Below are 12,678 nucleotides of genomic sequence, written 5' to 3'. Positions count from 1 at the left end.
CCCGGCCCGCTGCCCACCCCGACGGGTGCCCACGTCCCGGCCCGGCCGCCGGTCCGCTCCGCCACGCCGACCGCGGCCGCCGCCGGGGGCGCGGCGATCGGCCTGCCGACGCGCTGGGCGCTGCCGCTGGCCGTCGCCGGCGCCCTGCTCGTGCTGCTCGGCGCCGCCGGCGGCTACTCGCTCGTCCGCTCGCTCGCGGGCCAGTCCCCGGCCTCGACGGTCACGGTGACCACCGACCGCAGCCCGACGACCGTGCACTCGGACCCCGCCGGGTGGAGCCTGGCGGTGCCGTCGAACTGGACCCTGTACCGGACCGACCCCGTGGTCCGCTTCGTCTCGGCGGACGGCTCCGAGGCGCTCGCCGTGTGGAGGGCCGGGTCCGAGCAGGAGATCACCGCCGGCCTCACCGCCGCCCACCTCGGGGTCGACGCCGTGGACGCGACCCCGGCCGAACCCGTCGCCGGGGCCGCCGCCGGCGTCGACGAGCTCCACTACACCACCACCCAGGGCTCCCAGCGGCGCACGACGGTCCTGCGCACGCTGCCCGCGGCCGACGGTCTGTGGGCCCTGTCCCTGACCGTGCCGGCCGACCGCGCGGGCGAGCGGTCCGAGGCACTGTTCGCCGCGCTCGCCACGTCCTTCACGACGCCTGCCGCCGGATGATCACCCGTAGTCTGCGCGCATGAGCATCGCGAGCGAGGCCGCGCAGGCGCTGGCGAACGCGACCGGGGTCGAACGGCACGACGTCGCGGTGGTCCTGGGCTCGGGCTGGCGGCCGGCCGCGGACGTGATCGGCACCGGGTCGGACGTCCCGATGGCCGGGCTGCCCGGCTTCGTCCCGCCCGTCGTCGAGGGCCACGGCGGCACCGTCCGCACGCTGACCGTCGGCGGCCGCAAAGTCCTGGTGCTGCTCGGCCGCACCCACGGGTACGAGGGGCACCCGGTCGAGGCCGTGGTGCACGGCGTCCGGACCGCGGCCGCGGCCGGCTGCCGCACCGTCGTGCTGACCAACGCGGCCGGCGGGATCCGCGAGGGGATGGCCGTCGGCCAGCCGGTCCTGATCAGCGACCACCTCAACCTCACGGCCCGCTCGCCGCTGGTCGGCCCACGGTTCACCGACCTGACCGACCTCTACTCGGTCCGGTTGCGCAAGCTGGCGCAGGAGATCGACCCCTCGCTCGAGGAGGGCGTGTACGCCGGGCTGCCCGGCCCCCACTTCGAGACGCCCGCGGAGATCCGGATGCTGCGCACGCTCGGTGCCGATCTCGTGGGCATGTCGACGGTCCTGGAGGCGATCGCCGCCCGGGCCGAGGGCGTCGAGGTGTTCGGCCTGTCGCTCGTCACGAACCTCGCGGCGGGGATGACCGGCCGGCCGCTCGACCACGAGGAGGTCCTGGAGGCCGGCCGCGCCTCGGCGACCCGGATGGGCGAGCTGCTGCGCGAGCTGGTCGCGCGCGCCTGACATGGGCCTCGACCCCCGGCTGCGGGACGCGGCGCTGCGCTGGATCGCCGACGACCCCGATCCCGCCACCCGCACCGAGCTGCAGAAGCTCCTGGTCGACGCGATGACCGGGACCGCCGCCGTCCCGACGGTCGACCCCGCGGGCTCCGCCTCCGGGCCGATGGTCGGCTCCGCGGGCTCCGCCTCCGGGCCGATGGTCGGCTCCGCGGGCTCTCCCTCCGGGCCCCTCGCCGACGCCCTCTCCGGACCCCTGCGGTTCGGCACGGCGGGGTTGCGCGGGCCGGTCCGGGCGGGCCCCGCGGGCATGAACGTCGCCGTGGTCCGCCGCGCCACCGCGGGGCTGGCCGCCTGGCTGGTCGCGCGGGGTGCGCGGGGCCGGACCGTCGTCGTCGGACGGGACGCGCGGCACGGGTCGGAGGCGTTCGCCCGCGAGGCGGCCGGGGTCCTCGCCGCCGCCGGGTTCGCGGTGCACGTGCTGCCCGGGCCCGCACCCACCCCGCTGCTCGCGTTCGCGGTGCGGCGCCGCGGCGCGGCGGCCGGCGTGCAGATCACCGCCTCGCACAACCCGCCGCAGGACAACGGCTACAAGGTCTATCTCGGCGAGGGCGTGAGCGACGCCCCGGGGGCCCAGCTCGTCTCCCCCGCCGACGCCGAGATCGAGGCCGCGATCGCCGCCGCGCCCCCCGCCGTCGCCGTCCCCGCCGAGGGCCCGACGACCGTCGACGACCCGGGCGAGGAGTACCTGGACCGGGTGGCCCACCTCGGCACCGCGACCGCCGGTCTGCGGATCGCGCTCACCCCGCTGCACGGGGTCGGCGGCGCCACGGCCGTGCACGCGCTGGCGCGCAGCGGGTTCACGGACGTCCACGTCGTGCCCGAGCAGGCGGCGCCGGACCCGGACTTCCCGACCGTCGACTTCCCGAACCCGGAGGAGCCCGGCGCCACGGACCTGCTGCTCGTCCTGGCCGAGCGCACGTCCGCCGACCTCGCGATCGCCCTGGATCCCGACGCGGACCGCTGCGCGCTCGGCGTGCCGACCGCCACGGGCCCGCGGATGCTCACCGGCGACGAGACCGGCGTCCTGCTCGGCGACCACCTGCTGCGGCGCCGGACCGGGCTCGTCGCGACGACGGTGGTGTCGAGCTCGATGCTGGCGAAGGTCGCCGCCGCACACGGCGCCCCGTCCGCCGAGACGCTGACCGGCTTCAAGTGGATCGTGCGCGCCGGTCCGGAGCTCGTCTACGGCTACGAGGAGGCCCTGGGCTACTGCGTGGACCCGGAGGCGGTGCGGGACAAGGACGGGATCGCCGCCGCCGTGGTCGCCGCCGATCTCGCGGCCGGGCTGAAGGCGGCCGGGCGCACCCTGCTCGACCGGCTCGACGAGCTGTCCCGGGCCCACGGGGTGCACCGCACCGTCGGGATCTCACTGCGGATGGCCCCCGAGCAGCGCGACGCCGTGCTGGCCCGGCTCGCCGCCGCCCCGCCGGAGGGCTGGGCGGTCGACCGGCCCGCCGACGACGTGCTGCGGTTGCGGCGCGAGGACGCGCGGGTCGTCGTGCGGCCCTCCGGCACCGAGCCGAAGCTCAAGGCCTACCTGGAGGTCGTCGAGCCGCCCACGGACGACCTGGACGCCGCCCGGGCCCGTGCCGACGGGCGGATGGCGGCGCTCCGGGAGGAGATCACGCGGCTCATCGGGTAGGACGGGCGGCGTGGCAGTCCTGCTGATCGTCCACCACACGCCCTCGCCCGCCACCCAGGAGCTGCTCGACGCGGTGGTGCGCGGCGCGAGCGACCCCGAGATCACGGGGGTGGAGGTGCGTCGCCGGGCGGCGCTGGCCGCGACCGCCTCGGACCTGCTCGAGGCCGACGGCGTGGTGCTCGGCACGCCCGCGAACATCGGCTACATGTCCGGCGCGCTCAAGCACTTCTTCGACCAGGTCTACTACGTCTGCGCCGACGACACCCGCAAGCTCCCGTACGGCCTCTACGTGCACGGCAACCAGGGTGTCGAGGGCGCGGTGAAGGCCGTCCGCACCATCGCCTCGGGCATGGGCTGGGAGCAGGTCGCCGCGCCGGTGGAGGTCATGGGGGCGCCGGACAGGGCGGCGCTGGAGGCGTGCTGGGAACTGGGTGCGACGGTGGCCGCGGGGCTCGGCGACTGAGGCCCTACCCCTGCCCGGCGGCCACCGGCTCCACCGGCGCCGCCCGCCGCTGCGCCAGCCAGCCCTCGACCTCCGTGGTCCACATCGCCGCGATCTTGCGGTACCCGCCGGCGTTGGCGTGCAGCCCGTCGACGAAGTCGCCGGGCGCCAGCAGCGACGAGGTGTCCACGAACTCCACGGACCGGCCGAGCCCGCGGTGCCGCGCGACGACGCCGGGCGTCAGCCGGGCCAGCTCCGCCCGCTCGGTCGCCCGCGCGGTCAACGGCGCCCAGATCCCCGCGACGACGACGTGCGTCTGCGGCGCGGCGGCGAAGACCTGCTCCAGCAGCCTGTCGAGCCGGCCTGCGGCGACCGCTCCCCTGGTACCGGAGTTCACGTCGTTGGTGCCCATGTGCAGCAGCACGACGTCCGGGTCCGCCTCGGCGACCCAGGCCCCGACCTGGGGGATCATCCGTTCCAGCGTCCAGCCCGAGTGGCCCTCGTTGTCCGGGTCGGCCATCCCGGCCGGGCCGCTGCGCCGCGAGCCCACGTAGTCGACGCGGATGCCGTCGCCGGTCAGCTCGGTGAACAGCGGCCCGCGGTAGCCGGCGGTGGCGGGACTGCCCACGCCCTCGGTGCTCGACGCACCCAGCGGCATCACGCGCAGCGTGGCGGTCGGTCCGGCGCCCTCGCCGGCGGTGCGCACGCCGCCCCCCGGGGTGCCCTCGTCGGCCGGGATCCCGGCCACCACCAGGCCCGCGACGAGCAGGGCCGTGACCTGCAGCGGGACCCGCCGCCACCGGAGCCCCCCGACCCTGGCGCGCATGCCGTCCTCCCGACCGGGCGCACGCCGCCCTCCGGCGCGGGACCCACGTGGAGATCTCCCGGGCGGCGCCCGGTGTTACGTCCCCGCCGTCACGGGTTCGTCACGTTCCCGTGTCCCGGCCGTGACCGTCGCGTGAACGGGCGGCCGCCCTGCGGTGGAGGTAGCCTCCGCCGGTGCCCCGGCCGAAGGTCCACGACGAGGTGTTGCGCGCCAAGCTGCGCTCCCGCGCGGCGGAGCTGCTGAGCGCACAGGGCGTGAGCGGGCTGTCGCTGCGCACCCTGGCCGCGGACGTCGGCACGTCGACCACCGCGGTGTACGCGCTGTTCGGCGGCAAGCCCGGCCTGGTGAAGTCCCTGGTCGACGACGCCTTCCGGCGGCTGCGGCGCACCCTCGCCGCGGTCCCGCCGGCGGACGACCCCGCGGAGCAGCTCGTCGCGCTCGGGGAGGCCTACCGCGCCGACGCCCTGCACGACCCGCACCTCTACGACGCGATGTTCGACCGCGGCCGGCTCGATGCCGAGTCGCGCGAGCTGCAGGAGGCGGCCTTCACCCCCCTCGTGGAGGCGGTGGAGCGGGCCGTCGACGCGAAGGTGCTGCGGCACGACGCGCACCCGTCCACCGTCGCGCTCGGGCTGTGGTCGGCGCTGCACGGGCTCGTCTCGATCCAGCTGCACGCCCACACCCCGGACGCGGTCGACGACCCGGCCAAGGGCTTCTCGGCGGTGCTGCGCGCCGTCGTCGACGGCTGGCGGGCCTGACCCCGCTCAGACCGCGCCGAACTGGCGGTCGCCCGCGTCGCCGAGGCCCGGGACGATGAACGCCGAGTCGTTGAGCCGCTCGTCGATCGCCGCGGTGACCAGCCGGACCGGCAGCCCGCTCTCCTCGAGCCGGCGGACGCCCTCCGGTGCGGCGAGCACGCAGACGGCGGTGACGTCGTTCGCCCCGCGGGCGGTGAGCAGCTCCACGGTGTGCACCATCGAGCCGCCGGTCGCGAGCATCGGGTCGAGCACGAACACGGGCCGCCCGACGAGCGAGGCCGGCAGCGACTCCATGTACGGGGTGGGCCGGTGGGTCTCCTCGTCCCGCGCCACCCCGACGAACCCCATCTGCGCCTCGGGGACCAGGTTCTGCGCGGCGTCGACCATGCCGAGCCCCGCGCGCAGCACCGGCACGAGCACGGGCGGGTTCGCGAGCCGGTGCCCGGTGGTGCGGGCGACGGGGGTGTGCAGCGGGAAGTCCGTGACCTCGAACCCCCGGGTCGCCTCGACCACCAGCAGCAGGGTGAGATCGCGCAGGGCGGCGCGGAAGGCGGCGTTGTCCGTGCGCGCGTCGCGCATCGTGGTGAGCCGAGCCCTGGCCAGGGGGTGGTCGACGACCCGCACGTCCATGCGCCGGACCCTAGCGGCGCACGCCGCGGCCCCGCCGCCCGCGCGCCTCCCGGATCGGCGCCGGTCCCCGTGTCAGGATGCGCCCAGGGGTCGGCGCGGCCGGCCCGGCCGGGAGACGCCCCGGCACGCCGTCCCCGTCGACCACCCGCCGGACCGGGTGGGGACGCCCAGGGGTTTCGTCACGCTGCGTCCGCGTTTCGCCGCGCCCTGCGGCCGTCCGCGGTACCGCGGGTGTATCGCGCGGACGACCCTCGATCGGTCCCCCGGCCACTGTGGGCACACGAGACACCATGATCGACTTCTCCGGCCCGATCCTCGTCACCGCGCGTGCCCGGCCCCCGGAGGTGACACCAGTGATCAACTGGATCGTGCGCCCAGCGCACCGGGCTTCGCACCGGCCGTGACCACAGGTGCCATTTATCTGACCCGAACGGGTGGTATGGCACGAACACTGTCACGCCGGGGCCGCCGCCGACGCTGTACTAGGTGACAAGGAGGTGATCCGGTGCCGGAGAACACGACTTCGGACGAGCAGACCCTGGTGGCTGCCGCCGAGAAGCTCACCCAGTGCGACGGGTACGTGGTGCTCGCCGTCGACCCGCAGACCGGGGAGGTGGACGCGCACGGGCCGTTCGACGGGCTGACCGCGACGGTCAAGGCCGACCAGCTGCGTCGGGACTTCGACCGCGGCGGTCTCGAGGACGTCACGGTGGGCGTCGTCCGTCTGCACAGCTCGACCTGACGACCCGGGCCGGCACCGGTAGCCCGCTCGCGCCCGCGGGCGGGTCCACCCGGTCCCCGGCCCCGCCGGCCGTCGCCCACTGCGCCGGCCGTGCCGGACACGGCACCCACGCTCCCCGACGCTCCCCGACGCTCCCCGCACACGAACGACCCGGCCCGTACCGGGTCCGCTCCCCCAGGATCCGGCCGTCGGGGTCCCTCCCCGCGTGGCCGTGCCCCGGCCTTTCGCGCGGCCGCTCCCGTCGCCGGCACGACAGGCAGCACCACGGACGGCACGACGGGCGGCAGGCACGCTCGGCGCGCACTCCCGGCCGGCGCACCGTCGCCGCCGCTAGCATCGCGCCGTGGCAAGCGACATCGTCCCGATCCAGTTGTCCCTCACCGAGGGCGACCTCGTCACCCTGTGGGCGCCGCGGTGGCGCGAGGACGGTGAGGAGTGGGAGGCCTTCCTCGGCGACGAGGATGCGGTCTTCGCGTTCCCGGAGGTCGCGCAGCTCGCCGCGTACGTCCGCACGGAGACCGAGCACGACCTGGCCGACCACCCGGCCTGGTCGGCCGTGCCCACGCTGACCGTCGCGGAGCTGACCCCCGAGGAGACCCGCCGCTTCGACGTCATCGGCGTGCCCGAGCTGGTCGCCGAGGAGCCGGACACGTGGACGATCGGCGAGCTCGCCGAGATCACCGCGATCGTCCGGTCCTTCGCCGAGGTCTGCGACCTCGAGGAGGTCACGGCCGTCCTCGACTCGGCCCCCGGCTTCGGGCTGCTCGACCAGGGCACGCTGCCCTTCGCCGGGCGGGAGGGCCGGCGGCTGTGGACCCAGCTCGCCCAGACCGTGCAGGACCACTGGGACGAGGTCGTCGACGCGCTCGACGCCCTCGTCGCCACCCCGCAGGTCGACGCCCGGGCCCTCGCCGGCGCCGAGAAGGAGGCGGCGGCCCTCGCCGCGCGGATCGCCGAGGCGGAGGACGCGCTCGGGTTCGACGACGCCGAGGACGACACGGACGACGAGACCCTCGAGGAGGCCGCACGCGAGCGCGCCGACGAGGAGGCGATCGCCGAGCAGGTCGCCGAGGACGAGGCCGAGCAGGAGGACGAGGGCCCGGTCGGGTTCTGGGAGGAGATCGGGATCGACCCCATCCGGATTACCACCTCCGCGGGCCGGTGGGTCACCCTGCGCTGCTACCTCGACGACAAGCCGGTGTTCCTCGGCTCGGGCGGGCGCATCGACGTCTTCGACTCGGAGCGCGCGCTGGCCCGCTGGCTGGCCGACGGCGGCAAGGACGACAACGACCTCGTCGCCGCCTCGACCTGGCAGGAGGTCCTGGACCGGGCCGCGGTCGGCGAGCTGGAGGTCGTGGTCGACGAGCTCAACGACTACGTGCTCGTCGGGATCGACGAGGACATCGCCGAGGGCACCCTGGAGGTCGACCCGACCCAGCTGGAGCTGGCCACCGAGCTGATCCTCGACGTCGGCGAGTGGGCGGGCGACCCCGAGCCCGCCCGCGCGCTGGCCGACTCCGAGAGCCTGGGCTGGCTGGTGTCCTTCGTGATCCGGCCCAACCCGACCCGGCTCGCCCCCAGCCCGCCGTTCGACACCGAGGCCGCGCGCTGGCGGGAGCTGGTGCACGCCACCGAGGCCCGCCTGCACCGCCGCTGACCCGGGCGGACGGCGCTCTCGCTCACACCTGGTGAGCGAGGGCGCCGCTCGCTCAGGCGGTCAGCCCGTCGTAACCGGGCTTGATCACCTCGTCGATGAGCGCCAGGCGCCTGTCGAAGTGCAGGAACGCGCTCTTCATCGCGTTGATCGTGAGCCAGCGCAGGTCCTCCCACCCCCAGCCGAAGGTCTCGACCAGCGCCGCCATCTCCGAGGTCATGGAGCAGCCGGACATCAACCGGTTGTCCGTGTTGACCGTGACCCGGAAGCGCAGGTCACGCAGCAGGCCGATCGGGTGGTCGGCGAGGCTGGTCGCGGCGCCGGTGTGCACGTTGGAGGTCGGGCACATCTCCAGCGGGATCCGCATGTCCCGCACCCAGGCGGCGAGCCTGCCGAGCTCGGCGGTCCCGTCCGACCGGACGGTGATGTCGTCGACGATCCGGACGCCGTGGCCGAGCCGGTCCGCCCCGCAGAACTGCAGCGCCTCCCAGATCGACGGCAGTCCGAAGGCCTCGCCGGCGTGGATGGTGACGTGCGCGTTCTGCTGCCGGACGTAGTCGAACGCGTCGAGGTGGCGGGTGGGCGGGAAGCCCTTCTCGGCGCCGGCGATGTCGAAGCCGACCACCCCGGCGTCCCGGTACCGCACGGCCAGCTCGGCGATCTCCTGCGAGCGGGCGGCGTGCCGCATCGCGGTGAGCAGGCAGCGCACCGTGATCGCGCGGCCCGCCGAGCCGCGCTCGAAGCCCTCGAGCACGGCCTGCACCACGCCGTCGAGGTCCAGGCCCCGCTCCACGTGCAGCTCGGGAGCGAAGCGGACCTCCGCGTACACCACGCCGTCGGCGGCCAGGTCCTCCGCGGCCTCCTGCGCGACCCGCACGAGGGCCTCGCGCGTCTGCATCACGGCCACCGTGTGCCCGAAGGTCTCCAGGTACCGCTCCAACGAGCCGGAGTGGGCGGCACCGAGGAACCACCCGGCGAGCTCCTCGGGATCGCGCGTGGGCAGACTGTCGTAGCCGACGGCGTCGGCCAGCTCCACGACGGTCCCGGCCCGCAGGCCGCCGTCGAGGTGGTCGTGCAGCAGGACCTTCGGCGCGGAACGGATGGTGTCCGGTGTCAGGGGGGCGGCCACCCGCGCACCGTATACCCGCGTCCGACCAGGCCGGATCGGGCGAACACGGCCGGTCGGGTGCCACCCGGTCGGCCTAGTGGTGACTCCGTGTCTGCCGGTTTCGGCGGGTCGCTACCCTCAGTGCAGCGTTCCCCGCTCCCCCATCCGGATCACAGGAAGCACCAGGCGCCAATGAGCGATAACTCGACGATGTCGTTCGACCGGATGCGCGGCATGCTCATGCGCGCGGCCGAGATACGCGACTCCGAGCAGCAGCAGATCTTCGACTCCCTCGACGAGATCCACGCGCGGCTCTCCGCCCTCGACGCGCTGGGCACCGTCCGCAAGCGGCTCACCGAGCTGCCGGACCGCACCGAGGTCGGCGTGCTCGCCGAGCGCCTCGACGAGACGGTCCAGAAGGTCGACGCGCAGGAGGCCGTGCTCGCCTCCCTGCTCCGGGCGATCGAGGGGCTCCCGGACAAGCTCGCGAAGCCCTTCGCCCAGCTCGACGGCCGGCTCGACGGCATGGCCGGGCGCCTCGAGGGCGTCTCGGGCCGGATGGACGGGCTCGACGACCGGCTCGGCGGCCTGCACAAGCGGCTCGACGACCTCGACAACCGCCTCGACCGGCACGAGATGCGCCTCGACGCGATGCCGAACGCCGTCGCGACGCCGATCAAGGAGCGCGTCGACGGCGTCGAGAAGATGGTGCGCGAGCAGCTCGACGGCGCCCTGCGCGCGATGGACGAGTCCAACGAGGGCGTGCGCAACCTGCTCGGCGACACGAGCGTCGGGCTGCACCGCCGGCTCGAGGACCTCGCCGGGCGGCCCGCGGTCGACCCGACCGAGGCCCTCGACTCGCTCGCCGAGCGGCTGGAGATCCTCGCGGGCCGGCTGGAGGCGGTGGCCGGCCGGGTCGACGCCGTCGAGTCCGGGCTGGGCGAGAAGCTCGGCGAGCTCACCGGCGCGGTCGACGAGAAGATCGCCGCACTGGGCAGCTCGGTCGACGGCAAGCTCGGCGACCTCGACTCCGTGCTGCGGGCCCGCCCCGACACGACCTCGGTCACCGCGCTCGTCGCCAAGGCCAACGAGGAGTCGGAGCGGCGCAACGCCGGCCAGCTCGACGAGGCCATGGCCACCTTCGCCGAGCTCATCCTCGGCCGCGGCCACGGCTCCCCGGCACCGACCCCGCCGCCGCCCCCGCGCCCGGCCCAGCGCCGGTCGACCCGCAGCCGCGCCACGGTCAAGAGCGCCTCCAACGGCCACGCCACCGCCACGGACGTCACGGACGACCCGGACGACTGAGCCCCGTGAGTGGTGATCGCCGCTCACGACGGGACTCCGGAACCCCCGCGCCGACCCGGTGCGGGGGTTCCGCGTTCTCCGGTGAGCGAGCGGCGCTCTCGTTCGGACCCGGTGAGCGACAGTGCCGCTCGCTCACCGCGCAGGCAGGTCAGGAACGGAGCTTCCCGGGGAGGCGGCGCCACAGCGGGTCGAGCTCGGTGAGCTTCAGCAGCTTCATCCCGACGAGCAGGATCGGCGTCGCGACCACCAGTGCCACGGCCAGCACCAGCCAGGCCGCGCCGGCCGACCCGCTGCCGACACCGGCCTGGACCGCCCGCCCGACCACCCAGGCGACCACCCCGGCGGCCAGCGAGGCCGCGAGGGTCCGCCAGAGCGTCGAGAGCACCTCGCGGCTGCGGACGTGCCCGAGCCGGCGCGCGATGACGAGCTGCCCGATGACCGCGCCGACCACGAACGAGAAGCTGTTCGCGGCGACCAGGCCGAGCACGACGTCCTCCGGCGCCAGGAACACGGGGCAGAGCAGCAGCAGCGGGATCTTCACGAGCACGATCCCCAGCATGATCAGCGTGGGCGTGCGGCTGTCGGTCATCGCGTAGAACACGCGCAGCTGCAGCAGCGTGATCGCGTACGGGAGCAGGCCGAACGCCGACCACGCCAGCGCGGTGCCGAGCCGGGCCGCGCCGCCGCCCGCGTTGCCGGCGCCCAGGGAGAACAGCGCCAGGCCGACCTCGGTGCCGAAGAAGGTCAGCAGGACCGAGATCGGGACCAGGAACACCGTCGACAGCCGGCTGCCGAGGGAGAGGTCGGACACGACGTCGCCGAAGCGGTTCTCCGCCGCCGCCCGGCTCATCCGCGGCATCAGCGCGGTGAGCAGCGAGACCCCGAGCACGCCGTACGGCACCTGCAGGAGCAGCCAGGCGTTGGAGTAGATCGCGTAGGCGCCGGGGTCCGACGCGGTCGCGACCCGGGTGGTGACGATCAGCCCGGCCTGGCCGACCAGCACGTACGCGATCACCCACAGCGCCAGCCCGCCCGCGGACGAGAGCCGGGGGTCCCAGCCCCACAACGGCTTGAGCGGGATGCCGACGCGCCGCACCGCGGGCAGCATCACGAGCGCCTGCACGGCGATGCCCAGCGTGGTGCCGATGCCCAGGACCAGCAGCTTCGTGTCGCCCATCCGCACCGGGTCGAGGCTGATCTCCCCCGGCACCAGGGCGTAGACGACGAGCACCGCCAGCATGACGACGTTGTTCAGCACGGGCGCCCAGGCGAAGGCGCCGAACCGTCCTCGGCTGTTGAGGATCGCGCCGAACAGCGCACCGATGCCGTAGAAGAAGATCTCGGGCAGCAGCAGGACGGCCAGTGCCGTGGCCAGCTCGGGGTTCGCGTTCTCCGTGGTCTGGCTGCCCATGTAGAGCGCGACCAGTGGTTTCGCCGCGAGCATCGCGATCACGGTGGCGACCAGCAACGCCACCCCGGCCATGGTGAGCAGGCGGCGGGTGTAGGCCTCGCCGCCGTCCGCGTCCTCCTTCTGGGCGCGGACCAGCAGCGGGATCATCACGCTGGTCAGCACGCCGCCGAGGAGCAGCTCGTAGACGATGTTCGGCAGCGTGTTCGCGACGGTGTAGGAGCTGTTGACCAGGCCGAACGACAGCACGGCGGCCAGGGCGATCTGACGCAGGAAGCCGGTGACCCGGCTGGCCAGGTTCGCGACCGCCATCATCGAGCTCGACCGGGCGAGCGACTGGCCCCTGGGCGGGCCGGGCTCGCGCCTCACCTGCCCGGCGCCCACCCCCTCGATGGGCGCCATCACGTCCGTCGGCCGGTCGAGCGGGACCAGCAGCTCGGTGGGGTCGTCGAAGTGGCCGCCGGGCACCCGCTGCCACGGCGGCGGGACGGGCCGGCGCTCCGGCCCGCGGATCACCGCGCCGGGCCGGGCCGGATGGCCGGCGGCGGGACCGCCGTGGACCGGGGCGGTCGCGTCGGGGTCGGCCGCGTGGGGCCCGGCGGGTCCCGGGTTCGGCCAGGGGCCCGGCCGGCGGGGGTCCGACG

The 12,678-nt window shown here is 75.1% G+C and carries 12 protein-coding genes; 8 read left to right on the top strand and 4 right to left on the bottom strand.

Going from position 1 to position 12,678, the window contains the following annotated elements; all coding sequences use genetic code 11:
* The 4 genes from ACFQH9_RS05480 to ACFQH9_RS05465 form a co-directional block, all read left to right on the top strand.
* On the top strand, positions 1-663 hold a 663-nt coding region (locus tag ACFQH9_RS05480), incomplete at its 5' end, for a hypothetical protein (protein ID WP_379564786.1).
* A gap of 19 nt (positions 664-682) precedes the next feature.
* Positions 683-1,462, top strand: coding sequence for a purine-nucleoside phosphorylase (locus ACFQH9_RS05475; protein WP_379564785.1), 780 nt, complete (start codon positions 683-685; stop codon positions 1,460-1,462).
* A 1-nt stretch (position 1,463) separates the two neighbouring features.
* Positions 1,464-3,161, top strand: coding sequence for a phospho-sugar mutase (locus ACFQH9_RS05470; RefSeq protein ID WP_379564784.1), 1,698 nt, complete (start codon positions 1,464-1,466; stop codon positions 3,159-3,161).
* Positions 3,162-3,171: 10 nt separating this feature from the next.
* Complete coding sequence (locus ACFQH9_RS05465; RefSeq protein ID WP_379564783.1) at positions 3,172-3,624, top strand: flavodoxin family protein; 453 nt, start codon at positions 3,172-3,174, stop codon at positions 3,622-3,624.
* A gap of 4 nt (positions 3,625-3,628) precedes the next feature.
* Here ACFQH9_RS05465 and ACFQH9_RS05460 read toward each other — a convergent pair whose 3' ends face one another.
* A complete protein-coding gene (locus ACFQH9_RS05460) occupies positions 3,629-4,429 on the bottom strand; it encodes an SGNH/GDSL hydrolase family protein (RefSeq protein ID WP_379564782.1) in 801 nt (266 codons plus the stop codon).
* Positions 4,430-4,602: 173 nt separating this feature from the next.
* Between ACFQH9_RS05460 and ACFQH9_RS05455 the strand changes: the two genes are divergently transcribed.
* Positions 4,603-5,187 (top strand): TetR/AcrR family transcriptional regulator, encoded by a 585-nt coding sequence (locus tag ACFQH9_RS05455; RefSeq protein WP_379564781.1) that lies wholly within the window; start codon positions 4,603-4,605, stop codon positions 5,185-5,187.
* A gap of 6 nt (positions 5,188-5,193) precedes the next feature.
* Here the strand turns inward: ACFQH9_RS05455 and upp are convergent, their stop codons facing one another.
* Positions 5,194-5,817 (bottom strand): uracil phosphoribosyltransferase, encoded by a 624-nt coding sequence (gene upp, locus ACFQH9_RS05450; protein ID WP_379564780.1) that lies wholly within the window; start codon positions 5,815-5,817, stop codon positions 5,194-5,196.
* Between the two features lie 505 nt (positions 5,818-6,322).
* Between upp and ACFQH9_RS05445 the strand changes: the two genes are divergently transcribed.
* Both ACFQH9_RS05445 and ACFQH9_RS05440 read left to right on the top strand, forming a co-directional pair.
* Positions 6,323-6,559 (top strand): hypothetical protein, encoded by a 237-nt coding sequence (locus tag ACFQH9_RS05445; RefSeq protein ID WP_037046372.1) that lies wholly within the window; start codon positions 6,323-6,325, stop codon positions 6,557-6,559.
* A gap of 343 nt (positions 6,560-6,902) precedes the next feature.
* Complete coding sequence (locus ACFQH9_RS05440) at positions 6,903-8,216, top strand: primosomal protein (RefSeq protein WP_379564779.1); 1,314 nt, start codon at positions 6,903-6,905, stop codon at positions 8,214-8,216.
* Between the two features lie 52 nt (positions 8,217-8,268).
* On the opposite strand, the gene ACFQH9_RS05435 is transcribed toward ACFQH9_RS05440, so the two are convergent.
* A complete protein-coding gene (locus ACFQH9_RS05435; RefSeq protein WP_379564778.1) occupies positions 8,269-9,342 on the bottom strand; it encodes an adenosine deaminase in 1,074 nt (357 codons plus the stop codon).
* 171 nt (positions 9,343-9,513) lie between these two features.
* Here ACFQH9_RS05435 and ACFQH9_RS05430 point away from each other — a divergent pair, with 171 nt between their 5' ends.
* Entirely contained in the window at positions 9,514-10,626 is a 1,113-nt protein-coding gene (locus tag ACFQH9_RS05430) for a PA containing protein (RefSeq protein ID WP_379564777.1), read from the top strand.
* A gap of 148 nt (positions 10,627-10,774) precedes the next feature.
* On the opposite strand, the gene murJ is transcribed toward ACFQH9_RS05430, so the two are convergent.
* A partial coding sequence (gene murJ / locus ACFQH9_RS05425; RefSeq protein WP_379564776.1) for a murein biosynthesis integral membrane protein MurJ occupies positions 10,775-12,678 on the bottom strand: 1,904 nt, incomplete at its 5' end.

This window comes from Pseudonocardia lutea, from assembly GCF_042658055.1.
Lineage (GTDB): Bacteria > Actinomycetota > Actinomycetes > Mycobacteriales > Pseudonocardiaceae > Pseudonocardia > Pseudonocardia lutea.
The sequence above is the reverse complement of the archived record's forward strand: the minus strand, read 5'-3'. Positions and strand labels throughout refer to the sequence as shown.

What these genes read in the sequence shown, in the direction of transcription:
- ACFQH9_RS05475 (WP_379564785.1), top strand. Translation starts at nt 683, where the DNA reads ATGAGCATCGCGAGCGAGGCCGCGCAGGCGCTGGCGAACGCGACCGGG.
- ACFQH9_RS05470 (WP_379564784.1), top strand. Translation starts at nt 1,464, where the DNA reads ATGGGCCTCGACCCCCGGCTGCGGGACGCGGCGCTGCGCTGGATCGCC.
- ACFQH9_RS05460 (WP_379564782.1), bottom strand. Translation starts at nt 4,429, where the DNA reads ATGCGCGCCAGGGTCGGGGGGCTCCGGTGGCGGCGGGTCCCGCTGCAG.
- upp (WP_379564780.1), bottom strand. Translation starts at nt 5,817, where the DNA reads ATGGACGTGCGGGTCGTCGACCACCCCCTGGCCAGGGCTCGGCTCACC.
- ACFQH9_RS05430 (WP_379564777.1), top strand. Translation starts at nt 9,514, where the DNA reads ATGAGCGATAACTCGACGATGTCGTTCGACCGGATGCGCGGCATGCTC.